Origin of the sequence: Shinella zoogloeoides (genome assembly GCF_030733845.1) — a bacterium.
GTDB lineage: Bacteria > Pseudomonadota > Alphaproteobacteria > Rhizobiales > Rhizobiaceae > Shinella > Shinella zoogloeoides_C.
This window is the reverse complement of record NZ_CP132312.1, coordinates 113,297-139,389: the sequence shown is the minus strand read 5'-3', so window position 1 is coordinate 139,389 and position 26,093 is coordinate 113,297. Positions and strand designations below refer to the sequence as shown.

Sequence of the window (26,093 nt, the reverse complement as noted above, 5' to 3'; positions counted from 1 at the left end):
GCCATGTTCCGACTGAAGAATATTACCCGCCGCTTCGGCGCGCGTGTCGCGGTCGCCGACGTGACCTTCGACATCCCGCAGGGCCAGATGGTCGGCGTCATCGGCCGCTCGGGCGCCGGCAAGTCCACCCTGCTGCGCATGATCAACCGCCTTGCCGATCCGAGCGAGGGCACGATCCATTTCAACGACGTGGAAGTCTCGTCACTGCGGGGCGCGGCCCTGCGCAACTGGCAGCGCGACTGCGCGATGATCTTCCAGCAGTTCAATCTCGTGCCGCGCCTGGACGTGCTGACCAACGTCCTGCTCGGCCGCCTCAACCACCGCTCGACGGCGCTCAGCATCCTCAATCTCTTCACCCGCGAGGAGCGCATCATGGCGATCGCGGCGCTGGAGCGGCTCGGCATCGAGCAGACCGCCCTGCAGCCGGCCGGCACGCTCTCGGGCGGCCAGCAGCAGCGCGTGGCGATCGCCCGGGCGCTGATGCAGAACCCGAAGATGCTGCTCGCCGACGAGCCGATCGCCTCGCTCGATCCGCTCAACGCCAAGATCGTGATGGACGCGCTGCGCGACATCAACGAGCGCGAGGGCATCACCGTCGTCACCAACCTGCACACGCTCGACACGGCGCGCGCCTATTGCGAGCGCATCATCGGCATGTCCGCCGGCCGCGTCGTCTTCGACGGCCCGGCGCGCGAGCTGGATGCCGAGGCGGTGCGCACGATCTACGGCACCGGCGCCGACGGCGCGGAAATCGACGAAAGCGTCACCTCTACGGCGATCCGCAACCCGGCCCGCCAGGACAACACCAAGGAATCCGCCAGCCCGACACCGCTGGCACTGGCTGGGCTCTGAGCCCCGCCGGGATCGCACGACCCGCGTAAAGGGTCAGACAACTTCCAGTCCGGCAAGGCCGGTCAACCAGGAGAAAGATCATGCTGAAGAAAGTTCTTCTCGGCGCCGTGGCGCTCATCGCGCTTGCCGGCCACGTCCAGGCCGAAGACCTCAAGGAATTCCGCGTCGGCATCATCGGCGGCGAGAACGAAGCCGACCGCCTGCGCAATTACCAGTGCCTCGGCGATCACCTGAAGGCCGAACTCGGCTTCGAGAAGGTCTCCTTCTTCCCGGCCGCCGACTATGACGGCGTCATCCAGGGCCTGCTCGGCGGCACGCTCGACTATGCCGAACTCGGCGCTTCCGGCTTTGCCAAGATCTACCTCGCCAAGGCAGACGCCGTCGAACCGATCCTGACGACCGTGCAGACCGACGGCTCGACCGGCTACCACTCGATCATGGTCGCCCGCAAGGATTCAGGCATCACCAAGCTGGAAGACCTGAAGGGCAAGAAGCTCGGCTTTGCCGATCCGGACTCCACCTCCGGCTACCTCGTCCCGCTCGTCACCCTGCCGGAATCGATCGGCGGCCCGGTCAAGGAATACTTCGCTGAAACCGGCTTCGGCGGCGGCCACGAAAACCTCGTACTCGAAGTGCTGAAGGGCACCTTCGACGCAGGCACGACCTTCGGCTCGGGCGTCGGCGAATGGAAGGACGGCTACACGTCCGGCAACCTGCACAAGATGGTCGAGAAGGGCATTCTCGACATGAACGATCTCGTCGAACTCTGGAAGTCGCCGCTGATCCCGAACGGCCCGATCGTCGTTCGCACCTCGATGGCCGACGAGACCAAGGCGAAGTTCAAGCAGTTCATGCTCGACCTGCCGAAGAAGGACGCCGCCTGCTTCTCCGCCGTCATGGGCGGTGACTTCACGGCGTTCACGGAAGTCAACGTCGACTTCTACAAGCCGATCATCGACGCCCGCAAGGCGACCATCGGCGGCTGATAGCCGCGGCGACATCGGCGCCGGCCGCATCCCGGCCGGCGCCTCCGTTTTTCCGGATGCCGAATTATCTGTGGCGTCCTTCGTACCCTGGCGGAAAAGTCCATGGCCATGAACACGCTTCACGACGGCTTCAGCGAGAAGGGCGCTCTGATCGAGCGGCACTGGCAGGAGCTGAATGCGCGCCGTCGCCTCTATACATGGCTGGGCCTTGCCATTCTTGCGCTCGCCCTTTCCGGTTCGCTCTGGTTCGCCAACGAGACGAATGCCGGCAAGTTCTTCGACCGCTTGCCCTATTTCTTCGATTTCATCGGCGACATGGTGCCGCGCGACGGCCTTGAGGTCTTCCGCGCGCTCTTCGACCTGCCGTCTCCCTATGACGATGGCAGCTTCAAGTACAATTACCCGGAAGGCCGGCTCTACATCACCGAGAGCCTCTACGTGCCGGAATATTTCCACAAGATGCTGGAGACGCTGAACATCGCGATCTTCTCCACCGTCATCGGCATGGTCTTCGGCTTCCTGCTCTGCTTCCTTGCGGCAAAGAACCTCGTCGCCAACCGCCTGCTACGCGGCTTCGTGCGCCGCTTCATGGAAATCCTGCGCGCCTTCCCGGAGGTCGTGCTCGCCGGGTTCTTCCTCGCCATCCTCTCGCTCGGGCCGCTGCCGGCCGTCATCGCCGTGTCGATCCACACGGTCGGCGCGCTCGGCAAGCTGTTCTTCGAGGTGGTCGAGAATGCCGACATGAAGGCGGAGGAGGGGCTTCGCGCGGTCGGCGCGAGCTGGGTCGAGCGCGTCTGGTTCGGCATCGTGCCGCAGGTCCTGCCGAACTTCATGAGCTACTTCCTGCTGCGCCTGGAGATCAACGTGCGCGCCTCGACCATCATCGGCGCCGTCGGCGGCGGCGGCATCGGCGAGTTGCTGCGCCTGTCCATCGGCCAGGGCCACCAGGCCAAGACGCTGGCGATCGTGCTGCTGCTGCTCGTCACCATCATCGCCGTCGACCAGTTTTCCGCCTGGCTGCGCCGCAAGCTCGTCGGCGACCATGCCTTCCGGCCTGCCCAATAGGAGTGCGCCATGACGACCCTCAATCCCGCCCAGATGGATGAGATCGCGGCACGCCACCCGGCCGTCTTCCACCGCTCGTTCTGGCAGCGCTTCCGCGTCGCCATCCTCACCGGCGCCTTCGTGCTCTATGCGCTCTACTGCTGGTGGTTCTTCGCCATCGGCCATGTGCTCGGCACGGCCAACTGGAACATCGCCGGCACCTATCTTGCCGACTGGGTGTCCTACGAGGTGCGGCCGGAAGTGACGATCGCGCCCGATGGCGCGATGAAGCTTACCTATCCGCGCTTCTCGCCGCTCGGGCCGAATGCCGAGCCCGACTGGGTGGAAATCGAGCGCGGGACGATGACCCGCACGACGCCGGCCGCAGGTACGGCGACCACCACCGCCAAGAAGCCCGCATCGATGGGCTTCATGGGCGAGGGCGCCGTGGTAGGCGGCTCAGCCGCCGCCATCGAAAACCTGGCGGCCGCAACGACGCGGGAAGAGGAGGTCGTCAAACGCGCGAGGATCACCCTCAACTCCTCGACGAGCGTCGAGGTCGTGCCGGACCGCGTGACGGTGCGGCATGCCGGGGAAATGCTGGCCGTCGATCTCGACGGCGCCGACATGAAAGTCGAGGGCGCGCTGCCAGTCTGGGCGACGCAGAAGGCGCCGGGTGAGAAGATCACACTTTCCTTCGGCTTTGCCGGCTGGGGCGAGATCGAGGCTGATGATATCAGCATCCGCAAGCGCTTCCTTGGCTGGGCGAATTTCCTGTTCGACACGAACTCGCCGTTCCATGGCAAGTCGACATCGCAGGTCGTCTCGCTGATTACGTCGGGCGAGCGCATCGATCCCAAACAGTCGAACCTCTCGCTCGCCTGGGACAATATCCTCTACAATGCGGAATGGCAGCATCTCGACGTCTGGACCAAGCTGCTCCAGACGATCGTCATGGCCTTCGTCGGCACGCTTTTCGCCATGCTGCTTGCCTTCCCGCTCGCCTTCCTCGCGGCACGCAACATCACGCGCAACTGGATTTCCAACCAGGTGACGAAGCGGCTCTTCGATTTCCTGCGCTCGGTCGATATGCTCATCTGGGCGCTGTTCTTCACCCGCGCCTTCGGCCCCGGACCGCTCGCCGGCATGTCGGCGATCTTTTTCACGGATACCGGCACACTCGGCAAACTCTATTCCGAGGCGCTGGAGAATATCGACGACAAGCAGCGTGAGGGCGTGAAATCAGTCGGCGCGGCGCCCATCGCCGTGCAGCGTTACGGCGTGCTGCCGCAGGTCATGCCGCTCTTCGCCTCGCAGGCGCTTTACTTCTGGGAATCGAACACCCGTTCTGCCACCATCATCGGCGCGGTCGGCGCGGGTGGTATCGGCCTGAAACTGTGGGAGGCGATGCGCACCAATTCGGATTGGGAGAACGTTGCCTATATGGTGCTGCTGATCCTCATCGTCGTCTTCGTCTTCGACGGCATATCGAATGCGCTGCGCTCGCGCCTGATGGGCAAGCCGGCGCACTGATATCGTGGTGGCGGCATGATGCTGCCACACGAATCCCCTTATGGTCGCGCGCCGCCTTCCGGCGGCGTCGATAGACTTTTACAGGAATGAGCCCTTGCGTTACGCCCTCTATTTCACCCCGCCCGCAAGCGACCCGTTGACCCTTTCCGCCCAGCGCTGGCTGGGGCGCAATGCGTTTACGGGCGCCGCTCTGGAGCAGCCGACCGTAGCTGGCTTCGATGCCGCTGCGCTCGCGGGCCTGACGGCGGACCCACGCCGTTATGGCTTCCACGCCACGCTCAAGGCACCGTTCACGCTTTCGGAAGGCCGCAGCGAAGCCGAGCTCATCGCCGAGATCGGCCGTTTCGTCGCCGAGACCGATGCGTTCGACATTCCCGAAGTCGTCGTCGGCCGCCTCGGCTCCTTCTTCGCGCTGGTGCCCGGCGACCATTGCGATGCGCTGCAGGGTTTCGCAGCCGAGGTGGTGCGCCGTTTCGAGCGCTTTCGCGCGCCGCTGAGTTCCGCCGACATCGCCCGCCGCAAGCCGGACGAACTGAACGCGGACGAACGCCAGAACCTCGTGCAGTGGGGTTATCCCTACGTCTTCGACGAGTTCCGCTTCCACATGACGCTGACCGGACGCGTCCCCGCCGAGCGGCGCGACGCCGTCGAGACCGTCCTGCTTGACCAGTTCGCCGAGTTCCATGGCCGTCCGCTGCCCGTCACGGGGCTGGCGCTTTTCCGGGAGCCCTCGCGCGGCGCCGATTTCACCGTCCATTCGCTCTTCCCTCTGGGCGGAGCCGCCAACAGAAAGATCGCATGACATGACCCGCGAAACCGTTCTCTCCAATGCCCGTATCGTGCTCGAGGACCGCATTCTCGACGGCACGCTGGTGCTGCGCGATGGCCTGATCGCCGACATCTCCGAGGGTTCTTCCGCTGCCGGTGAGGAGATGGAAGGCGACTTCCTCATTCCCGGCCTCGTCGAGCTGCACACCGACCATCTCGAAGCCCACTATTCGCCGCGTCCCGGCGTGCGCTGGGGCAAGACGGCGGCGATCCAGGCGCATGACGCCCAGGTCGTCACCTCCGGCATCACCACCGTCTTCGACTGCCTGCGCCTCGGCTCGGACGAGGACGGCGGCTTCGAGAAGGGCGAGATGCGCGCCATGGCCGACGCCATCGCCGAAGCGCAGAGCGAGGATCGCCTGCGCGCCCAGCACCTCATCCACCTGCGCTGCGAAGTCTCGACCGACAACGTGCTCGATCACTACGAGGAATTCGAGGAGGAGCCGCTCGTCCGCCTCGTCTCGCTGATGGACCACGCGCCCGGCCAGCGCCAGTTCCAGACGATGGACCAGTACGTGCTCTACTACCAGAAGAAGCGCGGCCTCTCGGATGCCGAATTCGCGGAATTCTGCAAGCGCCAGCAGGAGCTTTCCGCCCGCTACGCCAAGCCGCACCGCGACGCGCTCGCCGCGTCCTGCGCCGCCCGCAACATCTCGGTGGCAAGCCATGACGATGCGACGCTGGAACATGTAGAGGAGGCGATCGGCTACGGCATCCGCCTCGCTGAATTTCCGACCAGTTTCGAGGCTGCGAAAGCCTCGCACGGCGCCGGCATGAGCGTGCTGATGGGCGCGCCGAACATCGTGCGCGGCAAGTCGCATTCCGGTAACATCGCTGCCCGCGATCTCGCCGAGATGGGCGTGCTCGACGTGCTCTCGTCGGACTACGTGCCCTTCAGCCTGATGCATGCGCCGTTCATCCTCGCCGACGAGGGCATGAGCCTGGCCAAGGCGATCGCCATGGTCTCGACCACGCCGGCCCGCACGGTCGGCCTCGACGATCGCGGCGCCATCGCCAAGGGCCTGCGCGCCGACATCGTCCGCGTGCGCCGCCCCTCCGGCGTCCCGGTCGTGCGTTCGGTCTGGCGCCAGGGCAGGCGGGTGGCGTGAGCATGGAGAGGAACGCCACCGCTGCGTCGCCGGTGGTGACCACGGCCGGCACCATGGTCGTCGTGGTCGGGCCGAGCGGTGCGGGCAAGGACAGCGTCATGTCCTATGCCGCGCGGCATTTTACCGACGAGACGCGCGTGCGCTTCGTGCGCCGCGTCATCACCCGTCCGGCGGATGCCGGCGGGGAGGCGCATGAAGCAGTCGATGTGAACGGCTTTCGCGAGCGCGAGGCCGCCGGCGGCTTTGCCGTTTCCTGGGAGGCGCACGGATTGCGCTACGGGATTCCGCGCGAGACACTGGATCAGCTCGCCAGAGGCGCAACCCTCGTCGCCAATGGCAGCCGCTCCGCGCTGCCGGCGTTCGCCGCTGCCTATGCTGACCTCAAGGTCGTGCTGATCACCGCCCGGCCCGACATTCTCGCCACACGCCTCGCCGCGCGCGGCCGGGAAAGCGCCGAGGCCATCGCCGGGCGGCTCGATCGCGCGGTGCCGGAAATCGTTATTGGCGCTGACACCGTGGTTATCGACAACAGCGGCGCGCTCGAAGAGGCGGGGGAGGCTTTCGTTTCCCTGCTCGCCTCGACGCTTGCGCAAGATGATTGAATCAGCCGTCCTTCAGTGACTTGTAGGCGGCAAGGGCGCGTTCGCGCGCCTTGCCGTGATCGACCATCGGCTTCGGATAGGTCCTGCCAAGCTCCACGCCCGCCTTGCTCAGCGCGCTTTCGGGCGCATCGAAGGGCTTGTGGATCCACTTCGCATCCAGTTTCTCCAGTTCCGGCACGAATGTGCGGACATAGGTGCCTTCGGGATCGAACTTCTCGCCCTGCAGGATCGGGTTGAAGATGCGGAAGAAGGGCGATGCATCTGCCCCGGACCCCGCCACCCATTGCCAGTTCGCCGCATTCGACGCGGCGTCCGCATCGACCAGCGTGTCGCGGAACCATTTCTCGCCGCGCCGCCAGTCGATCATCAGGTGCTTGATGAGGAAGGAGGCGGTGATCATGCGCACGCGATTGTGCATCCAGCCGTGCTGCCAGAGCTGCCGCATGCCGGCATCGACGATGGGATAGCCCGTCCTGCCGCGCGTCCAGAGCGCGAAATTCCTGCCGGACGCTTCCCAGGGAAAGGCATCGAAGCGGTCGTTCCAGTTCCTGTCCGAAAGTTGCGGGAAATGGAAATGCAGGTGGTAGCAGAATTCCCGCCAGGCCAGTTCCTTGCGGAAGTGGATCACGTCCTCCGTCGGCATCTTCAGTCCGCGTGTCGCGTGCCAGATGCGGGCAGGGGAGATTTCGCCCATCGCCAGATGCGGCGAGAGCATCGACGTCGCATCGATCGCCGGACGGTCGCGGTTCGTCCTGTATCCTTCGATCGCACCGTCGACGAAATCGTCGAGCCGTTCGCGGGCCGCTGCCTGTCCGGGTGTCCAGATATCCTTGAATGCCGTCGCCCAGTCCGGCCTTGCCGGCAGCAAGGCCCAGTCATCCAGCCGTTCGGAGTGCAGCACCCCGGAAAATGATCTCAGGCTTTCCGGCGCGTCGATCGGCTCGTGCGGTTCCCCCTCGCGCTCCAGAGCCTTCCAGAACGGCGTGTAGACCCGGTACGGTTTCTTCTCGCCGGTCTGGAGACGTGCCGGATCGTGCAGCAATTGCCCGGCAAAACTCCTGGCCGTGATGCCGCGCGCCTTCAGCGCCGCCTTGATGTCCGTGTCGATGGCGATGCCCGCGGGATCGTGCCGGCGGTTCCAATGGACGCTTCCCGCTCCGGTTTCCTCGATGAGGGTATCGAGGACGTCGGCAGCCGCACCGCTTCTCAGGATGAGCGGCGTTCCGAGTGCCCTCAGCGTCTTGCCGAGCGATGCCAGCGAATGATGCAGCCACCAGGCTTGCGCCGCCCCCAGCGGGCCGGTTCCCGCGCCGTCCGGCTCGCGGATATAGAGCGCGATGACGGGAAATCCGGTTTCGGCCGCGGCGGCGAGGGCCGCGTGATCGTCCGTGCGCAGGTCCTTGCGGAACCAGACGATGACAGGGGCGCCGTGCTTTTCCGTCATGGGTCGATGCCTTTCGGCAGCGGACGCGTCAGGATGAAAAGGGCGCTTCCCGACAGCACCAGCCCTATGATGACGGCGAGAAGCGGCGAGGGCTGCGTGCGATAGAGGAAGAAGCCGTAGCTCGCGACGATCAGGCAGATGGCGACGACCTTCGTGCGGCCGGCGATCGCGCCTTCCCGTCGCCAGTTGCTCAGCGGCGGGCCGAGCGTGCGGTGATTGAGGAGCCAGTGTTCGAGGCGCGGCGAGGAGCGCGAGAAGCACCAGACGGCGACAAGCAGGAAAGGCGTCGTCGGCAGCAGCGGCAGGAAGGCGCCGACAATGCCGAGCGCCGTCATCAGCAAGCCTGCCAGCATATAGATCGAGCGCACGGGACATCCTCGTCGAAAAACGCAGTGAACGCTGAGATAGAGTGCTTTTCTTCCGCCTCCAAGGGGCCAAGGTGCCGCGGCCGGTGGAACGAACATCTTCCTCGGGCATTCCTTGCCCACTGGAACAAACGGGGCGGAGCGAATGCTGGAAAATGCCGAGCACGAAGACAATCATCTGTGGTGGACGGCGCAGCGCGGTGCTTCGCCCGTGATCGGCACGGCCATCCACGACGGTCATGCCGTGCGTGCAAATCTCCTGCGGAAGATGGCGCTCGAAACCGATGAGCGGCTGCGTGAAGAAGATCCGTTCACCGCGCATACCATTCTCGATCTCCCCAATCGCATCGTCTTTCACCGTTCGCGCTTCGAGGTCGACCTCAACCGCGCCCGCGACGGCGCCGTCTACCTGCGGCCGGAACAGGCCTGGGGGCTGAAGGTCTGGCGCGAACAGCCCTCGGATGCCGAGGTCCAGCAAATTCACTCCGTGCACGATGCCTATTACGAGATGCTGGAAAGCTATCTTCGCGGCGTGGAGGCACGCTACGGCCGCTTCGTCGTTCTCGACATTCACAGCTACAATCATCGCCGCGCCGGCCCCGCCGCACCATCGACGGCCGGCAGCGAGGCGCCCGAGATCAATATCGGCACCAGTTCCATGGATCGCGCGCGCTGGGCGCCTGTCGTCGATGCCTTCATGGCCTTCGCCGCCGATTTCGATTTTCTCGGCCGCCGGCTGGACGTGCGCGAGAACGTCGCCTTTCAGGGGCGCGGCGAGCAGACGCGCTTCATTCACGAGCGCTTTGCCGAAAACGGCTGCGCCATCGCCGTCGAATTCAAGAAGGTCTTCATGGATGAATGGACCGGAGCGCCGGACTGGCAGGCCATCGCCGCGCTTCGCGGCCTCATCGCCGCTTCGGTGCCAGTGCTCGAACGGGCGCTGCGGGAGGTCGCATGACCTCAGCGAAGGCAGCGCGAAAGCCGCGCCGGAAGAAGGAAAAGACGCTCGCCGAAGACGTCATCGAGGCGCTTGAGGCCGGCAAGCCGGTGCGGCGCGATTTCGAGGGCGGTCGCCTGCATATCGACCGTCCGCTGCCGTTCCTCTGCCTGCACATCGGCGACCCGGAAAAGCATGTCGTCGCGCGCGAAGTGGCGGCGGCAAATGCCTCCTACCTGCTCGCAAGCCGCATGGAGGACGCCGTCGCGCTTCTTGCTCCGATCGCGCAACTGCTGCACAGGAAATTCGGCGCCTTCCTGCTGATGGATGTCGACGAATTCGACCGAGATCGGCTTCTGTCCGACGACGCCCCGTTTCTCCAGCCCTTCGAGGTGATGCTGTCGGCAACGCGCGGCGCGGCGGCCAAACGTGCGGTGGACGCATTCGAGGCGGCGGTGGAAGACTTCGAGGCCCGTTTCCGCACGCCCCATGTCGAAACCTGCGCGGCAGAGGACGACCCCCGCGTTCGGCCGGAACTGCTGGCATTGCGCTTTCCGCTGCTGACCCTGCGCTTTGCGCCGATCTACCGCGTGCCCGGTTCGGACGACATGTACCCGGAATTGCGCGAGCGCCTTATCGACAATTTCCTCGATGCGGGCCTGCGCGCCTTCGCCGCCTTCCTTGAAAGGGACGGGTTCCCCAAGCCCGTCACGTACCGCGCCTTCGGCCGCAAGGCGTTCGTCGATGCGGTCGAGCGGGCGGATCGCGGCATGGACGAGGTCGCCTCCAGCTTCGATTTCCTGCTTGCCGTCACGCCGATCAACGCCAACGCCGCCTGGCAAGAGTTCAAGGCGAACGATTACGGCAAGCCGCCGCGGTTCCTCTACCGCCCGCTCAGCCTTCTGGTGGAGCGGGAGAAGCGACGCCTCTACGCCATCGTGCTCGATCGCCTCGAAGACCCGGTTCTCCACCAGATCTACCGCGAGAAGCAGCAGGAGCTCGACCTGCAACTGACCCTCATCGCCGAAAGGGAGAAGGCGCGTTTCGTGGAGTTCGGCCGCGCCCTCTATGGCCCCGTCGAGCGGTCCCTGCTCAAGGCTGCCTCCGAAGTTCTCGAAGATACGGCCGACGCCAGGCGCATGCCGTCGCTGGCGCCCGACAATGACGAGGTCGTGGATTGCTTCTATGTCGAGCGCCGGGCGCGCTCCATGATGATGAACTATCACGAGCGCTATGACGGTTTCGACGCGGCGATCGAGCTGCGCGACGACGTGCCGGCGGGACTGCTCGTCTCGGGCCGCCGGCTTCTCATCTCCCGCCGCACGCGCATGATGCGCCACCGCGTCGATGCGCTGCTCAGCCATGAGGTGGGTGTGCATCTCCTCACCTATTTCAACGGATCGGCGCAGGGCCTGCGGGTCTTCCGTACCGGGCTTTCAGGCTACGAGGGCATGCAGGAGGGGCTTGCCGTCTTCGCCGAATACCTCGCCGGCGGCTTCACGCCGGAGCGCCTTCGCCTGCTTGCGGCCCGCGTCGTCGGCTGCGATTTAATGCTGGCCGGCGCGTCCTTCGTCGAGAGTTTCCGGCTGCTGACGCGCGAGCACGAACTGGATGCGGAGACCGCCTTCGGCCTGCTGCTGCGCGTTTTTCGCGGGGGAGGGCTTGCCAAGGATGCGATCTACCTGCGCGGCCTCCTCTCCCTGCTCAGCCACCTGAAAGCCGGCGGGGCGCTCGATCCGTTCTGGATGGGAAAGATTTCCGCCGCCCATTTCAGCGTGATGGAGGAACTCGGCGCGCGCGGCCTGCTGAAGCCGCCGATCCTTCGCCCGCTGTGCCTCGAAACCGAACGCGGGCGCGCAAGGCTGGAGCGCGCCCGGACAGGCCTGTCACCCCTTGCCATGCTCCAAGCTTGAGGAGAGCGACCATGCGTATCGCCTTTTTCGTCAATTCCATCGAGGGGGAAACCCCGACCTACACCACGACGGCGCTCGCCATGGCGGCGCTCTCGCGGGGGCACGACATCTGCTACGTGACGCCGGGCGATTTCGTGCTGCGTGCCGACGACAGCCTCTGCGTGCGCGGCCGCGTGCTGCCCGGCAAGCGCTACAAGAAAGCGGAGAGCTTCCATTCGGCCCTGCAGGGAGACGACACGACGGTCGAGACGATGGATGTGCGCGACGTCGACGTGCTCTTCCTGCGCAACGACCCCTCGCTGGATGCGGACGGAAGGCCCTGGGCGGCACATGTCGGCGCCATGTTCGGGCGGCTCGCCACGGCGCGCGGGACCATCGTCGTCAACGACCCGGACGGCCTGGCGTTGGCGCAGAACAAGCTCTATTTCCAGGGCTTTCCGCGGGCCGTGCGGCCGGAAACGCTGATATCCAAGAGCATCGACGAGATCCGCGCCTTCCTCGATGCGCACAAGGAAGGCGTCATCATGAAGCCGTTGCAGGGCTCCGGCGGCAAGAATGTCTTCAAGATCGGCTCGCCGGACGAGGCGAACCTCAACCAGATTTTCGAGGCGGTGAGCGGGGAGGGCTACCTGATCGCCCAGAACTACCTGCCGGCGGCGACGGAAGGCGATATCCGGCTCTTCCTGATGAACGGCCGCCCGCTGGAGCGCGACGGCAAATATGCCGCGATCCGCCGCGTGCCGGCAAAGGGCGAAGTGCGCTCGAACATCCACGCCAGCGGCACGGCCGAGGCCGTCGAGATCACGCCGGAAATCCTCGCCATCGCCGAGATGGTGCGGCCGAAGCTCGTCGAGGACGGCATGTTCCTCGTCGGCCTCGATATCGTCGGCGACAAGATCCTCGAGATCAACGTCTTCACGCCGGGCGGGCTGAGCACGATGTTCGATCTCTACGACGCCGATTTCTCCGACAGCGTCATCGCGGCGCTGGAAGACAAGGTCTCCCAGCGGGATGCCTATGCCGGCGTGATCGCCAACAGGACGCTCGCCACCTTGTAGGAAAGTCAGATCGGCTTGCTGTTTGCCGCCGTCTTGGCCGATTTCGCCTTGGCGGCGGCCTTGGCGGCCAGCGGCTTTTCGGCCGCGGCCTCCGCCTTCTTCTTCGGCTTGGCCGTTTCGGCCTTCTTCGCTTGCGCCTTCGTGGAGATTTCGATCAGCGGCTTCTTCGCTGCTTTCGTTTCCGGTGCAAGCGCCACCTGCTCGAATTCGTCACGCTCGCGCGCTGCCTGCTCCCAGTGCTCGCCGTCATGACCGTGCGGCCGGCCGGCTTCCTCCCAGATCGAATAGGCCCTTTTGCTGATCCATTCCCGTCGCGCATCCGTCATCGTCGATCCCCATTGAAGAGTGAACTGATGCCATGCCGATTGCTGCGCACAGGAACCGGACACGGAACTCGCCGGACGACCGGAAAAGGCCGGCAGTCCAGATATTTGGCGCACCTTGCGCTCCGGGCGAGACCCTCGTCGGAGCCAAGTCTGCTTCAAACGATTCGCACCGTTAGAATGCGCCCAAAGAAACGGGGCTTCAAGGCAAGCCGCGTGCGACAGCTTGGCCATTTCGGCATGGCTTGAGAAAATTCATCCTTCCCGCGTGGCAAATCGGCGTGATTTTGGAAAAGTTTCATGCTTGCGGGTGGACAGTGCCGATCCCGCCAACGTATTGTCCGAATGAAAGAATCTTCAGAACGGACGACGGCAACGAGAGGCAGGGCGTTTGATAGCATCGAGGCAACAGGATCGGCCGTTTTGTCGGGCTTTCCGCCTTCTTTGCACTGCGCTGACCTGTCTTTTGCTGTTGATGACGACGCTCTCGGTGCCTTCGGTCACCACGGCCACGTCGAAAGTGCTTCGCTACAGCACGCAGAAGACTGCGGGATATCCATCGGCGCCTGCCGACATGGAAGTCCGCAAGCGTGTCGTCGCGGGCAAGGTGACGCCGCTCCACAGTGACGGAAGCGATCTTGCCTGCCTGCTGGCGACAGCAGATGGCCTTCCCCGCCAGACAGGCATCGCGACGGCCATGGTTCCGCCTTGCCTTTCAGGCAATGGCCGCATCGATACCCGCGGGGCGCGTGCCCCTCCGTTGAGTTTCGCCTGACGACCGCCCCGATCCCCGTCGATCGCGCGCGGTCTTCCCGATGCCGCCGGCGCGCCGGCGTGAGAGAAGCCCTGACGTTCGAAAGCGATCGATCAAACGATGACAGGTGAAACTATTCTGGTCCTGCTGGTCTGCCTTCCCTTCGCGGGAAGCCTGGCTGCGATCATCCTGCTGCGCACGGATTCCCGCGTCCTGGCCGCGCGCATGTCCGGCCTCGTGGCCTTTGCCGCCCTTCTCATGACCGCCGCGCTCTATCCCGCGGTGCGCACCGGCGGCAAGGTTCGGCTGGATCTCGAATGGCTGCCCCAGCTCGGCCTGAATTTCACCCTGCGCATGGACGGCTTCGCCTGGCTGTTCACCATGCTGATCACCGGCATCGGTTTCCTCGTCGTGCTGTACGCACGCTACTACATGTCCGAGGAAGATCCGGTTCCGCGCTTCTTCTCGTTCCTGCTCGCCTTCATGGGCTCGATGCTCGGCATCGTGCTGTCGGGCAACATCATCCTGCTCTCGGTGTTCTGGGAATTGACGAGCATCTTCTCGTTCTTGCTGATCAGCTACTGGCACAACAATGCGGCAGCCCGTGACGGCGCGCGCATGGCGCTGACGATCACCGGAATCGGCGGCTTCTGCCTGCTCGCCGGCCTTCTCGTGCTCGGCCACATCGTCGGCAGCTACGATCTCGACGTCGTGCTGGCATCCGGCGACATGATCAAGGCGCATCCGCTATACCTGACGGCGCTGGTGCTGATCCTGATCGGCGCGCTGACGAAGAGCGCGCAGGTGCCGTTCCACTTCTGGCTGCCGAACGCCATGGCCGCGCCGACGCCGGTCTCGGCCTACCTGCATTCCGCCACCATGGTGAAGGCCGGCGTCTTCCTGCTTGTGCGCTTCTGGCCGGCGCTTTCCGGCACCTATGAATGGTTCATGCTGGTCGGCATAGCCGGCATCAGCACGCTGCTTCTCGGCGCCTACTTCGCCATGTTCCAGCAGGACCTGAAGGGGCTGCTCGCCTATTCGACGATCAGCCATCTCGGCCTCATCACGACGCTGCTCAGCCTCGGCAGCCCGGTCGCCGCCGTCGCGGCGATCTTCCACATGATGAACCACGCCACCTTCAAGGCCTCGCTGTTCATGGCCGCCGGCATCATCGACCACGAGACCGGCACGCGCGACATGCGACGATTGAGCGGGCTCTTCAAATACCTGCCGATAACCGGCACGCTCGCCATGGTGGCGAGCGCGGCCATGGCCGGCGTGCCATTGCTCAACGGCTTCATCTCCAAGGAGATGTTCTTCGCCGAGGCGGTCGAGACGCATGCCGATTCCGTGCTCGACCGGGCGCTGCCCTATATCGCGACGCTCGCCGGCGCCTTCTCCGTCGCCTATTCGATCCGCTTCATCCACATGGTCTTCTTCGGTCCCGAACCGACCGACCTGCCGAAGCCGAAGCCGCACGAACCGCCACACTGGATGCGCTTTCCCATCGAGTTCCTCGTGCTCGCCTGCCTCGTCGTCGGCATCATCCCGAGCCTGTCGATCGGCCCGTTCCTGCATTCGGCGGTGGTCTCGGTGCTCGGCGACCGCACGCCCGAATACAGCCTTGCCGTCTGGCACGGCATCAACACGCCGCTCATCATGAGCCTGATCGCGCTGATAGGCGGAGCGGCGCTCTATGCCGTGCTGAAGGACTACCTCGCCAAATGCGACGACGGCCCGCCGATCTTCCGGCATCTTGCCGGCCAGCGCATCTTCGAGCGCGTGCTGGTCACGGTGTCCTGGAAATGGGCACGCTGGCTGGAAAGCCGTTTCGGCACCCGCAATCTCCAGCCGCAACTGCGCCTCGTCGCGGCCGCCGGCCTCCTTGCCGGCGTCGTGCCGCTCTACATGGCGGGCTTCGCACCGACACCGCTCGCCTTCGGCGAGGTCGATCCGATCTTCGCCGCCGTGTGGTGCATCGGCGCCTTCTGCGCGCTCGGCGCGGCCTATCAGGCGAAATACCATCGCCTTGCCGCGCTCGTCCTGCTCGGCGGCGCCGGCATCACGACCTGCATCACCTTCGTCTGGCTGTCGGCACCGGACCTTGCCATCACGCAGCTCGTCGTGGAGATCGTCACGACGGTCCTTCTGCTGCTCGGCCTGCGCTGGCTGCCGAAGCGCTCGGAGAAGGTCGATAATTCGGTGACGCTCGCCGCGCGCAGCCGCCGTTTCCGCGATTTCCTGCTCGCCGTCTCCTGCGGCTTCGGCATGTTCGTCTTCTCCTACGCGATCATGAAGCAGCCTGTGCCGGACGCGATCGCCAGCTATTTCCTGGAGAAGGCCTATACGGAAGGCGGCGGCCGCAACGTCGTCAACGTCATCCTCGTCGACTTCCGCGGCTTCGACACGATGGGCGAGATCGCGGTCCTGGCCATCGTGGCGCTGACGGTGTTCGCGCTGCTCCGCCGTTTCCGCCCGGCGCCCGACAGCATCGAGAAGCCGGAGCAGCAGCGCATCCAGGCGGCCTACGACGCCGAACGTCCCGAGCGTTCGGCGGGCGATACGGTGCGCGACTACCTGCTCGTGCCCTCGGTCATCATGCAGTGGATGTTCCCGGTCATCATCACCTTCGCGATCTATCTCTTCCTGCGCGGGCATGACCTGCCGGGCGGCGGCTTTGCCGGCGGCATCACCATGGCGATCGCCTTCCTGCTGCAATATCTCGGCGGCGGCGTGCGCTGGGCCGAAGACCGTATCCGCATCCTGCCGCTGCGCTGGATGGGCTTCGGCCTTCTGATGGCGGTCGCCACAGGCATCGGGGCGTGGCTGTTCGGCTATCCGTTCCTGACGACCCATTCGCAATACATAGAGGTGCCGTTGATCGGCAAGGTGCCGGCGGCAACGGCCCTGTTGTTCGATCTCGGCGTGTTCTCGCTCGTCGTGGGCGCGACCGTGCTGATCCTCATCGCACTCGCCCACCAATCCATCCGCACGCATCGGGTCCGCAATCTCGAAGCCCCCAAGGCGGAGGAAGCCTGATGGAACTCGTTCTTTCGATCGGTATCGGCATCATGACAGGGTCCGGCGTCTGGCTAATCCTGCGCCCGCGCACCTATCAGGTCATCATCGGCCTTTCCCTGCTTTCCTATGCGGTCAACCTCTTCATCTTCGGCGTCGGCGGCGTGAAGTCCAATGCCGCGCCGCTGCTGGAGGAGGGCGTGGACATCTCGACGATGACCGATCCCGTGCCGCATGCACTTGTGCTCACCGCCATCGTCATCGGCTTCGCCACCACGGCGCTGTTCCTCGTGGTCCTGCTCGCCGCGCGCGGCCTGACCGGCACGGACCATGTCGACGGCAGGGAGCAGCCGAAATGAGCGGCTGGCAGCAACACCTCATCATCGCGCCGATCATCGTCCCGCTTGTCGCGGGCGCGCTGCTCCTGTTCTTCGACGAGCGCCAGCGCGTCGTGAAGGCCATGATCAGCGTCGTCTCATGCCTGGCGCTCGCCGCGCTCGCCATCAGCCTGCTGCGGCTGGCGAGCAACGGCGCGGGCAGTTTCGAGGGCGTCTACATGCTCGGCAACTGGCCGGCGCCCTTCGGCATCGTGCTGGTAGTCGACCGCCTGTCGGCCCTGATGCTCGTACTGGCCTCGATCCTCGCCATCCCGACGCTCGTCTATTCGCTCGCCCGCTGGCATACGGCCGGCGCGCATTTCCACTCGTTGTTCCAGTTCCTGCTGATGGGGCTGAACGGCGCGTTCCTGACCGGCGATCTCTTCAACCTCTTCGTTTTCTTCGAGGTGATGCTCGCCGCGTCCTACGGTCTCCTGATGCACGGCTCCGGCTCGATGCGCGTCAAGGCCGGCATGCACTACATCGCCGTCAACCTCGCCGCCGCGCTCTGCTTCCTCATCGGCGTCAGCGCGATCTACGGTTCGGCGGGCACGCTCAACATGGCCGACCTTGCCTTGCGCATCGGCGAGATCGAGGGCCAGCGGCGCATGCTGCTGGAGGCGGGCGCCGGCATTCTCGGCGTGGTCTTCCTCATCAAGGCCGGCATGTGGCCGCTGAACTTCTGGCTGCCAGGCGCCTACAGCGCCGCGACGGCGCCGGTCGCAGGCATCTTCGCCATCATGAGCAAGGTCGGCATCTACGTCCTCCTGCGGCTGTCGCTGCTGGTCTTCGGGCAGGGAGAATCCGCCGGCCTCGGGCTCAACGTGCTGCTCTACGGCGGCATGGCGACCATCGCCTTCGGCACGATCGGCGTGCTCGCCTCCCAGGCGCTCGGCCGGCTCGCGAGCTATTCCGTGCTCGTCTCCTCCGGCACGCTTCTCGCCGTGCTCGGCCTCAACAACGGCGTGGTCACGGCTGGCGCGCTCTTCTACATGGTCAGCTCGACGCTGACGATCGGCGCGTTCTTCCTGCTCATCGAACTCGTCGAGCGCGGCCAGGACGCCGGCGCCTCGGTTCTCGCCGTGACGATGGAAGCCTATGGCGATGCGGACGAGGAAGAGGAGGAGGTCGAGATCGGCGTCACCATGCCGGGCACGATCGCCGTACTCGGCATCTGCTTTGCCGCCTGCGGCATCCTCCTGTCCGGCCTGCCGCCGCTGTCCGGCTTCGTCGCCAAGTTCGCCATGCTGACCGGCATGATCGGCGCTGGTGTTGAGGGCGAAGGGCCGATTGCCGCGTCCGTCTGGCTGGTCGTCGGCCTGCTCATCCTCTCGGGGCTCGCGGCCCTCATCTCCATGACCCGCGCCGGCATCCGCACCTTCTGGGCCTCGATGGAAGGCACGGTGCCCCGCGTCCTCGTCATGGAAATGGCGCCCGTCATGCTGCTGATCGCGCTGACGCTGACGCTGACCGTCAAGGCCGGCCCCGCGATGAGCTACATGGAAGAAACCGTGCGCAACCTGCAGCAGCCGGCATCCTACATCGATGCGGTGGTCAATGCCCGCCGCGCCGGGGTGTCCGAACCAAGCGGGCCCGATGGCGGGGGAGGGATCTGACATGCTGCCCTATCCGCTGCTCAGTGCCTCGCTCGTCCTCATGTGGCTCGCCCTCAACGGCTTCACGCTGGGGCACCTCATCCTCGGCTGCATCGTCTCCGTCTTCGCTTCCTGGGGCATGGCCTCGCTGAGACCGGCTAAGCCGCGCCTGCCGAAATGGTACCTGCTGCCGAAGCTCGTCGGCATCGTGCTTTACGATATCGTGCGCTCGAACATCGCCGTCGCCTCGATCCTGATCGCGGGGCGCCGGAAGCGGTTCCAATCCGGTTTCATGACCGTGCCGCTCGACCTCGAAAACCCGACGGCGCTCGCCGTGCTCGCCGTCATCGTGACGAGCACGCCGGGAACCGCCTGGCTCGAATACAACTCGTTGAACCGGACGGTGCTGATCCATGTGCTCGACCTCGTCGACGAAACGGAGTGGCGCACGCTGATCAAGGGACGCTACGAGGCGCTGCTGATGGAGATATTCGAATGAGCCAAACCATCCTCGTCTGGTCCATCACCTTCGCTCAGGTCTGCCTGGTGCTCGCCATGGCGCTGGCGGCGCTGCGCATGTCCCGCGGGCCGCGCGCACAGGACCGCGTCCTCGCGCTCGATACGCTCTACGTGAACTCGATGCTGCTTCTCCTGGTGTTTGGCATCCGCACCGGTAAGGTCATCTATTTCGAGGCCGCGCTGGTCATCGGCATGCTCGGCTTCGTCGCGACTGTCGCACTCGCCAAATTCCTTATGCGCGGGGAGGTGATCGAATGAGCACGATCGAACATGCCGGCGACCTGCCCGCCTGGGCCGCGTTCCTCGTCTCCTTCTTCCTCGTCGTCGGCGCAGGGCTGACGCTCATCGGTACGATCGGCTTCTCGCGCCTGCCAACCTTCTACGAGCGCATCCATGCGCCGACGCTCGGATCGAGCTGGGGCGTGGGCGGCATCGTCATGGCTTCGATGATCTTCTTCACGGTGCTCGCCACGCGTCCCGTCGTGCATGAAATCCTCATCGGCATCTTCGTGACCGTCACCACCCCCGTCACGCTCATGCTGCTTGCCCGCGCCGCCTTGCATCGGGACCGGGCCGAGAGCAATCCGGACGTGCCCGCCGAGGCTCCGGTTGAGCCCGACGCGGCAGAAGGTCAGCCCGCCGCCGGCGAGTGATTGCAAGCGCCGCCAGCCGCCAAATTTCACCAAAGTTTTTTTGGCGTTTCCTGTCTCGGCCAAATGGCCTGCCGCCGGCGGTTTGCCACGCCCGCCGGGCAGGAAACAAAGTGATTTGAAACGGGATCGTGAAGAGGAATTTCCGGCCGTCCAAAGACATTGTTAACCTTCATTTCCTAACCATCTACGCATCCCTATCGGCAATGATCGTCGAGTTTTCAGTTCATGCGTATTTCCAGAACAAACTTCTATCCCATCCTCGAGACCGAAGGGGAGAACGACGAGCAATCGTTGCAATACTCCTATGAAAACAACACCCTGCCGGAGGAGGTTCCCGAGGCAGACGATTGGCATGCCGCCCATGAGCCGGTCGCCAACGACGAAGACTATCGCCCGCGGTTCCGCTCGCCGGCGCTGCGCGGCTACGACCCCGGCCAATATACCGACGGAAGCTGGGAGAGCCATTTCTACATGGCGCCGAATGTCCGCTTCACACGTACCCCGGACAAGGTCGCCGCGAAGATCGAGGAGGCCGCTGCCGAAGAGGTCCTGACGATCGAGCCCGCCGTCACCGAGCCCGATCCGGTGCAGCCTGTCCAGACCGCATCGCCGCAGACCACTCCGGCCCAGCCGTCGCAGTTCTCCCAGACGGAACTACTGCAGCGCCTGCGCGACGCCCTCGAGGACCGCCGCCGCCGCGACCAGCCGGTCGCCACGCCCCCTGTCGATCCGGTCCCGCAATTCGTCCAGTCCGTCGTTGCCGCCGCCAGGAACACGGTTCCGGCCGATGCCGCCGTCGTGTTCAAGCCGGCCACTCCGGTCCAGGCGCCCGTCGCCGCGCCGGAACCGGCCGTGGCGCAGGTCGTCCCCGCCGTCCGGCCGGCCGTAAAGGCCGATATCCGCGAGGCGATCAGCCGCTTCGCCCACCTTTCCGACCACGCCTTCTTCGAGACGCTGGCCCCGGCGGTGGAGATCGCCGACGTGCCGGTAAAGCCGGTCGTCACCGTCGTGCGCATGCCCGCCCCGACGCCGGTTCCCGCACCAGTGGTCGTCGCGACCCGCCCGCCCGTGGAAGAAAGACGCGTGGACCCGGCATCTATCGCGTCGCACTTCCGCGTCGTCGAATGCCGCCCGGCCCTGACCCGTCCGGCAGCCGTCGAGACGTTTGCGGCCATTCCCGAGATCAAGGCCGAGCCGGTCGCCGCCATCGCGACGCCGGTTGTCGAAGCCGTCGCGGAGCCCGTTTCGGCCGTCATCGAGATCAAGCCCGCGGCGGTGGCCATCACCCCGGCCGCCGTCGTGGAGCCGGTACGTGAGACGCCGTCGTCGGTGCTGTCGCGCGCCCGGCCGTTCCAGGTCACCATGGCGACGCCCGCTGGCGACACCTACGAATATCCGCCGCGCGAACTGCTGCAGGAGCCGCCGCGCACCGTCGGCTTCGTGCTGACGCAGGAACAGCTCGAACAGAATGCCGGCCTGCTGGAAAGCGTGCTGGAAGATTTCGGCGTGCGCGGCGAGATCATCCACGTTCGCCCCGGCCCGGTCGTCACGCTCTACGAATTCGAGCCGGCGCCCGGCGTCAAATCCTCGCGCGTCATCGGCCTTGCCGACGATATCGCCCGCTCCATGTCGGCACTTTCCGCCCGCGTCGCGGTCGTGCCCGGCCGCAACGTCATCGGCATCGAGCTGCCGAACACGACCCGCGAAACCGTCTATTTCCGCGAGATGATCGACTCGCCCGATTTCGCCAAGACCGGCTTCAAGCTGCCGATCTGCCTTGGCAAGACCATCGGCGGCGAGCCCGTCATCGCCGAGCTCGCCAAGATGCCGCACCTGCTTGTCGCCGGCACCACCGGTTCGGGCAAGTCCGTTGCCATCAACACCATGATCCTGTCGCTGCTCTACCGGTTCCGCCCGGAAGAATGCCGCCTGATCATGGTCGATCCGAAAATGCTGGAACTGTCGATCTATGACGGCATCCCGCACCTCCTGACCCCTGTCGTCACCGATCCCAAAAAGGCCGTCATGGCGCTGAAATGGGCGGTGCGCGAGATGGAGGACCGCTACAGGAAGATGTCCCGCCTCGGCGTGCGCAACATCGACGGCTACAACAACCGCGTCGCCCTCGCACGCGACAAGGGCGAGACGATCGCGATCAGCGTGCAGACCGGCTTCGACAAGGGAACCGGCGAGGCGATCAACGAGGAGCAGGAACTCTCCCTCGAGCCGATGCCCTATATCGTCGTCATCGTCGACGAGATGGCCGACCTGATGATGGTCGCCGGCAAGGAGATCGAAGGCGCGATCCAGCGGCTCGCCCAGATGGCCCGCGCCGCCGGCATCCACCTCATCATGGCGACGCAGCGTCCCTCGGTCGATGTCATCACCGGCACGATCAAGGCGAACTTCCCGACCCGCATCTCCTTCCAGGTGACGTCGAAGATCGACAGCCGCACCATCCTCGGCGAACAGGGGGCAGAACAGCTGCTCGGCCAGGGCGACATGCTGCACATGGCCGGCGGCGGACGCATCTCCCGCGTCCACGGCCCCTTCGTCTCCGACGAGGAAGTGGAAAAGGTCGTGCTGCACCTCAAGGCGCAGGGCCGTCCGGAATATCTGGAGACGGTCACCGCCGACGAGGAGGAGGAAGAGGACGAGAAGCCGGCGGCCGGCGGTGCGGTGTTCGACAAGGGCGACATCGCGGCCGAGGACGGCGACGACCTCTACGAAAAGGCCGTCAAGGTCGTCATGCGCGATCGCAAGTGCTCGACCTCCTATATCCAGCGGCGCCTGGCCGTCGGTTACAACCGTGCCGCGTCCCTGGTCGAGCGCATGGAGAAGGAAGGGCTCGTCGGCCCCGCCAACCATGTCGGCAAGCGCGAGATCATCACCGGCGAGCGCAGCAGCTTCCCCGCTCCGGAAACCGGCGACGAGGACTAAGGTTTTCCCACCGGCGATTGCCCGCGCGCCGGGCAATTGTCCTACTTATTTGAAATGGATGGATTTTCCGGATCCGGCCCGCACCCGCGGGCCGGATTTTTACCATGTCCACGGGAAATTTATTTCCGCCGCTCCATTTAATCGATTTGGCTCGCGACCGGGTCTTTGAGTGCTGTTGCATATGGCGGGCGATGCGTGAATAGTGCCTGCGACCCCGTGAGAAACTGCTTTCAAAGGAGGATAGGAATGGCATTGATCACCATGCGGCAATTGCTCGATCACGCAGCGGAGAACGACTACGCACTGCCGGCATTCAATGTGAACAACCTGGAGTATGTCCAGGCGGTCATGCGTGCGGCGGACGCGACGGACTCCCCGGTGATCCTGCAGGCGAGCCGCGGTGCGCGCTCCTATGCGGGCGATGCGTTCCTGCGCCACCTCATCCTCGGCGCCGCTGAAGAATATCCGCACATCCCGGTCTGCCTGCATCTCGATCATGGCGACCAGCCGTCCACCTGCATCTCCGCCATCACCAACGGCTTCACCTCCGTCATGATGGACGGCTCGCTGCTCGCCGACGGAAAGACCGTCGCCAGCTACGACTACAATGTCGACGTGACGGCGGAAGTCGTGAAGATCGCCCATGCGGCCGGCGTCTCGGTCGAAGGCGAGCTTGGATGTCTCGGCAACCTCGAAACCGGTGCCGGCGACAAGGAAGACGGCCATGGCTTCGAGGGCAAGCTTTCGCGTGAAGAGCTGCTGACAGATCCGGACCAGGCGCTGGACTTCGTCTCAAGGACAGGCGTCGACGCGCTCGCCGTCGCCATCGGCACCAGCCACGGCGCCTACAAGTTCACCCGCGCGCCGGATGGCGACATCCTGTCGATCGAGACGATCGCCAACATCAACAGGAAGCTGCCGAACACGCACCTCGTCATGCACGGCTCCTCCTCGGTGCCGCAGGACCTGCAGGACCTCTTCACCGCCTATGGCGGCGAGATGAAGCAGACCTGGGGCGTCCCGGTCGCCGAAATCCAGAAGGCGATCCCGCTCGGCGTTCGCAAGGTCAACATCGACACGGACCTGCGCCTCGCCATGACCGGCACGATCCGCAAAAACTTCAAGGAAAAGCCGGACAATTTCGATCCGCGCACCTACCTGAAGCCGGCAACCGCCCGCATGACGGAAGTCTGCAGGGAGCGCTTCGAAGCCTTCCGTACCGCCGGCAAGGCCTCCAGCATCCGCATCAAGCGCCTGCCCGCCATGGCGAAGTTCTACGCCACGAAGTAAGGCCGTTCCTGCATTGCCCGACGCCCTCCCGAGTTGATCGGGAGGGCGTTTTCTTTGCGCGGCTTCGGCGCGGTTCGAACAAAGGCAGGCTTAAAAATTTTATCAGCAAATAGTCCATTCATATCGGATTGTTCGGCGGCGACCCTTGCCGGCCACCCATCCTGCTCTTAAAGATTGCCTATCCCCCAAGGAGCGGAACGTCGTGGCTGCGGCCCGACCGGTGCGAGGACATGATGAGCGTAATGCAGGCCCTGACGATCGCCGAATTGAAGGAACAGGCGCGCCGCCGCGTGCCGAAGATGTTCTTCGAATATGCCGATTCCGGTGCCTGGACCGAGGGGACCTACCGCGCCAACGAGGACGACTTCCACAAGATCAAGCTGCGCCAGCGCGTGCTCGTCGACATGTACAACCGGTCGCTGGCAAGCGAGATGATCGGCGAGACGGTGTCCATGCCCGTCGCCCTGGCGCCGACCGGGTTTACCGGCATGCAGCATTCCGACGGCGAGATGCTCGCCGCGCAGGCGGCGGAAGAGGCGGGCGTTCCCTTCACGCTCTCCACCATGAGCATCTGCTCGATCGAGGACGTGCGCTCCGTGACGACGAAGCCATTCTGGTTCCAGCTCTATGTGATGCAGGACAAGGAATTCGTCCACAACCTCATCGACCGCGCCAAGGCCGCCGGCTGCTCGGCGCTCGTCCTGACGCTCGACCTGCAGATCCTCGGCCAGCGCCACAAGGACCTGCGAAACGGCCTTTCGGCTCCGCCGCGCTTCACGCCGAAACATCTCTGGCAGATGGCGACAAGACCGTTCTGGTGCCTCGACATGCTCGGCACCAAGCGCCACACCTTCGGCAACATCGTCGGCCATGCCAAGGGCGTGACGGACCTCTCCTCGCTCTCCTCCTGGACCTCGGAGCAGTTCGACCCGCAGCTGTCCTGGAAGGACATCGAGTGGATCCGCGATCGCTGGGGCGGCAAGCTGATCCTCAAGGGCATCCTCGACGAGGAGGACGCGCGCATGTCGCTCGACAGCGGCGCGGATGCGATCATCGTCTCCAATCACGGCGGCCGCCAGCTCGACGGCGCTGCTTCCTCGATCAGCATGCTGCCGCGCATCGTCGATGCCGTCGGCGACCGGATGGAGGTCCATCTCGACGGCGGCATCCGCTCCGGCCAGGACGTGCTGAAGGCGCTCTGCTACGGCGCCAAGGGCACCTATATCGGCCGCCCCTTCCTCTACGGCCTCGGCGCCGGCGGCAAGGCGGGCGTGCGCCGCGCGCTCGAAATCATCCGCAAGGAACTCGACATCACCATGGCGCTATGCGGCGAACGCGATGTGAAGAACCTGTCACGCAACAACCTCCACAAGGATTGATACTGGCGAGACGAGTTGCTTTATGCGACAATAGGCCATGGACGAACGCAACGACATCTCCAAGGACCTCGACCGCCGCATCGATGCGCTTGCGGCGCGGTCATCCTTGACCCGCAGCCAGATCATCGAGGACGCACTCGCGCATGGCCGCTCGCTCGCATGGCAGGAGCGATGGATCGCGGGCGTGGAGGCCGGCCTTGCGGATGCCGAGCGCGGCGACTTCGCCTCCGAGGAGGAGATCGCTCTCGTTCTCAACAAGCATACACGTCGCTGATCGGGCATGTTGCAGGTCGTCTGGACCCGGCGCTATCTCCAAGAGCTCGAAGCAATTGCCGACTACATAGCGGAGCGAAATCCCGTTGCGGCCGCAAAGGTCGCAACCATGATCCATACGCGGACCGGGCGTTTCCTCTCGGACAATCCCTTTATCGGCCGGGTCGGAGAGATCGCGGGAACGCGGGAGCTTGTCGTCCCCGGCACGCCTTACATCGTAGCCTATAGGGTGCTCGAAACGCGGGTCGAAGTCCTCTTCGTACAGCACGGCGCGCGCGAATGGCCAGAAACTTTCTGAGCC

25 protein-coding genes are annotated in these 26,093 nt (G+C 65.0%); 22 read left to right on the top strand and 3 right to left on the bottom strand.

What is annotated here, in order from left to right; all coding sequences use genetic code 11:
• Nucleotides 1–3 precede the first annotated feature (3 nt).
• From phnC to phnN, 7 genes are all read left to right on the top strand, one after another.
• A complete protein-coding gene (gene phnC, locus Q9316_RS21110) occupies nucleotides 4–852 on the top strand; it encodes a phosphonate ABC transporter ATP-binding protein (protein ID WP_306035705.1) in 849 nt (282 codons plus the stop codon).
• A gap of 80 nt (nucleotides 853–932) precedes the next feature.
• Entirely contained in the window at nucleotides 933–1,838 is a 906-nt protein-coding gene (gene phnD, locus Q9316_RS21105) for a phosphonate ABC transporter substrate-binding protein (protein ID WP_306035704.1), read from the top strand.
• Between the two features lie 102 nt (nucleotides 1,839–1,940).
• A complete protein-coding gene (gene phnE / locus Q9316_RS21100; protein WP_306035703.1) occupies nucleotides 1,941–2,903 on the top strand; it encodes a phosphonate ABC transporter, permease protein PhnE in 963 nt (320 codons plus the stop codon).
• 9 nt (nucleotides 2,904–2,912) lie between these two features.
• Nucleotides 2,913–4,415 (top strand): phosphonate ABC transporter, permease protein PhnE, encoded by a 1,503-nt coding sequence (gene phnE, locus Q9316_RS21095; protein ID WP_306035702.1) that lies wholly within the window; start codon nucleotides 2,913–2,915, stop codon nucleotides 4,413–4,415.
• Nucleotides 4,416–4,509: 94 nt separating this feature from the next.
• Entirely contained in the window at nucleotides 4,510–5,217 is a 708-nt protein-coding gene (locus tag Q9316_RS21090) for a DUF1045 domain-containing protein (protein ID WP_306035701.1), read from the top strand.
• Nucleotide 5,218: 1 nt separating this feature from the next.
• Nucleotides 5,219–6,352 carry an alpha-D-ribose 1-methylphosphonate 5-triphosphate diphosphatase gene (locus Q9316_RS21085; protein ID WP_306035700.1) on the top strand — a complete coding sequence of 378 codons (1,134 nt, stop codon included), beginning with the start codon at nucleotides 5,219–5,221 and terminating at the stop codon, nucleotides 6,350–6,352.
• A gap of 2 nt (nucleotides 6,353–6,354) precedes the next feature.
• Nucleotides 6,355–6,954, top strand: a complete 600-nt coding sequence (phnN, locus tag Q9316_RS21080) for a phosphonate metabolism protein/1,5-bisphosphokinase (PRPP-forming) PhnN (RefSeq protein ID WP_306035834.1) — start codon at nucleotides 6,355–6,357, stop codon at nucleotides 6,952–6,954.
• Between the two features lies 1 nt (nucleotide 6,955).
• On the opposite strand, the gene Q9316_RS21075 is transcribed toward phnN, so the two are convergent.
• Together Q9316_RS21075 and Q9316_RS21070 are read right to left on the bottom strand one after the other, a co-directional pair.
• A complete protein-coding gene (locus tag Q9316_RS21075; RefSeq protein ID WP_306035699.1) occupies nucleotides 6,956–8,398 on the bottom strand; it encodes a cryptochrome/photolyase family protein in 1,443 nt (480 codons plus the stop codon).
• Nucleotides 8,395–8,766 (bottom strand): YbaN family protein, encoded by a 372-nt coding sequence (locus Q9316_RS21070; protein WP_306035698.1) that lies wholly within the window; start codon nucleotides 8,764–8,766, stop codon nucleotides 8,395–8,397. The genes Q9316_RS21075 and Q9316_RS21070 overlap by 4 nt, the downstream gene beginning before the upstream one ends.
• Nucleotides 8,767–8,908: 142 nt before the next feature.
• Between Q9316_RS21070 and Q9316_RS21065 the strand changes: the two genes are divergently transcribed.
• The 3 genes from Q9316_RS21065 to Q9316_RS21055 are packed head-to-tail and all read left to right on the top strand — an operon-like array spanning nucleotide 8,909 to nucleotide 12,671.
• A complete protein-coding gene (locus Q9316_RS21065) occupies nucleotides 8,909–9,721 on the top strand; it encodes an N-formylglutamate amidohydrolase (RefSeq protein WP_306035697.1) in 813 nt (270 codons plus the stop codon).
• Entirely contained in the window at nucleotides 9,718–11,613 is a 1,896-nt protein-coding gene (locus Q9316_RS21060) for a flavohemoglobin expression-modulating QEGLA motif protein (protein ID WP_306035696.1), read from the top strand. The genes Q9316_RS21065 and Q9316_RS21060 overlap by 4 nt, the downstream gene beginning before the upstream one ends.
• An 11-nt stretch (nucleotides 11,614–11,624) precedes the next feature.
• Nucleotides 11,625–12,671: a glutathione synthase gene (locus tag Q9316_RS21055; RefSeq protein WP_306035695.1), complete on the top strand. Its 1,047-nt coding sequence runs from the start codon at nucleotides 11,625–11,627 to the stop codon at nucleotides 12,669–12,671.
• A gap of 5 nt (nucleotides 12,672–12,676) precedes the next feature.
• Here the strand turns inward: Q9316_RS21055 and Q9316_RS21050 are convergent, their stop codons facing one another.
• A complete protein-coding gene (locus Q9316_RS21050; protein ID WP_306035694.1) occupies nucleotides 12,677–12,997 on the bottom strand; it encodes a DUF2934 domain-containing protein in 321 nt (106 codons plus the stop codon).
• A gap of 469 nt (nucleotides 12,998–13,466) precedes the next feature.
• On the opposite strand from Q9316_RS21050, the gene Q9316_RS21045 reads away from it, so the two are divergent.
• The 12 genes from Q9316_RS21045 (at nucleotide 13,467) to Q9316_RS20990 (ending at nucleotide 26,090) form a co-directional block, all read left to right on the top strand.
• On the top strand, nucleotides 13,467–13,769 hold the full coding sequence (locus Q9316_RS21045; RefSeq protein ID WP_306035693.1) for a hypothetical protein: 303 nt from the start codon (nucleotides 13,467–13,469) through the stop codon (nucleotides 13,767–13,769).
• Between the two features lie 99 nt (nucleotides 13,770–13,868).
• Nucleotides 13,869–16,787, top strand: a complete 2,919-nt coding sequence (locus tag Q9316_RS21040) for a monovalent cation/H+ antiporter subunit A (RefSeq protein WP_306035692.1) — start codon at nucleotides 13,869–13,871, stop codon at nucleotides 16,785–16,787.
• Nucleotides 16,787–17,125 carry a Na+/H+ antiporter subunit C gene (locus tag Q9316_RS21035; RefSeq protein ID WP_306035691.1) on the top strand — a complete coding sequence of 113 codons (339 nt, stop codon included), beginning with the start codon at nucleotides 16,787–16,789 and terminating at the stop codon, nucleotides 17,123–17,125. Before Q9316_RS21040 ends, Q9316_RS21035 begins: the two co-directional genes overlap by 1 nt.
• Nucleotides 17,122–18,759 carry a monovalent cation/H+ antiporter subunit D gene (locus Q9316_RS21030; protein ID WP_306035690.1) on the top strand — a complete coding sequence of 546 codons (1,638 nt, stop codon included), beginning with the start codon at nucleotides 17,122–17,124 and terminating at the stop codon, nucleotides 18,757–18,759. Before Q9316_RS21035 ends, Q9316_RS21030 begins: the two co-directional genes overlap by 4 nt.
• Nucleotide 18,760: 1 nt before the next feature.
• On the top strand, nucleotides 18,761–19,237 hold the full coding sequence (locus tag Q9316_RS21025; protein WP_306035689.1) for a Na+/H+ antiporter subunit E: 477 nt from the start codon (nucleotides 18,761–18,763) through the stop codon (nucleotides 19,235–19,237).
• Nucleotides 19,234–19,515 (top strand): K+/H+ antiporter subunit F, encoded by a 282-nt coding sequence (locus tag Q9316_RS21020; protein ID WP_306035688.1) that lies wholly within the window; start codon nucleotides 19,234–19,236, stop codon nucleotides 19,513–19,515. Before Q9316_RS21025 ends, Q9316_RS21020 begins: the two co-directional genes overlap by 4 nt.
• Nucleotides 19,512–19,910 carry a monovalent cation/H(+) antiporter subunit G gene (mnhG, locus tag Q9316_RS21015; protein WP_306035687.1) on the top strand — a complete coding sequence of 133 codons (399 nt, stop codon included), beginning with the start codon at nucleotides 19,512–19,514 and terminating at the stop codon, nucleotides 19,908–19,910. The genes Q9316_RS21020 and mnhG overlap by 4 nt, the downstream gene beginning before the upstream one ends.
• A gap of 225 nt (nucleotides 19,911–20,135) precedes the next feature.
• Entirely contained in the window at nucleotides 20,136–22,850 is a 2,715-nt protein-coding gene (locus Q9316_RS21010) for a DNA translocase FtsK (RefSeq protein ID WP_306035686.1), read from the top strand.
• A 246-nt stretch (nucleotides 22,851–23,096) separates the two neighbouring features.
• The gene (fba, locus tag Q9316_RS21005; protein WP_306035685.1) at nucleotides 23,097–24,140 is read left to right on the top strand and encodes a class II fructose-bisphosphate aldolase; all 1,044 of its coding nucleotides are present in this window, start codon (nucleotides 23,097–23,099) and stop codon (nucleotides 24,138–24,140) included.
• A gap of 233 nt (nucleotides 24,141–24,373) precedes the next feature.
• Nucleotides 24,374–25,519 (top strand): alpha-hydroxy acid oxidase, encoded by a 1,146-nt coding sequence (locus Q9316_RS21000; RefSeq protein WP_306035833.1) that lies wholly within the window; start codon nucleotides 24,374–24,376, stop codon nucleotides 25,517–25,519.
• A 37-nt stretch (nucleotides 25,520–25,556) separates the two neighbouring features.
• The gene (locus Q9316_RS20995; protein ID WP_306035684.1) at nucleotides 25,557–25,793 is read left to right on the top strand and encodes a CopG family ribbon-helix-helix protein; all 237 of its coding nucleotides are present in this window, start codon (nucleotides 25,557–25,559) and stop codon (nucleotides 25,791–25,793) included.
• A gap of 9 nt (nucleotides 25,794–25,802) precedes the next feature.
• Nucleotides 25,803–26,090 carry a type II toxin-antitoxin system RelE/ParE family toxin gene (locus Q9316_RS20990; RefSeq protein WP_306035832.1) on the top strand — a complete coding sequence of 96 codons (288 nt, stop codon included), beginning with the start codon at nucleotides 25,803–25,805 and terminating at the stop codon, nucleotides 26,088–26,090.
• Nucleotides 26,091–26,093: the final 3 nt, after the last annotated feature.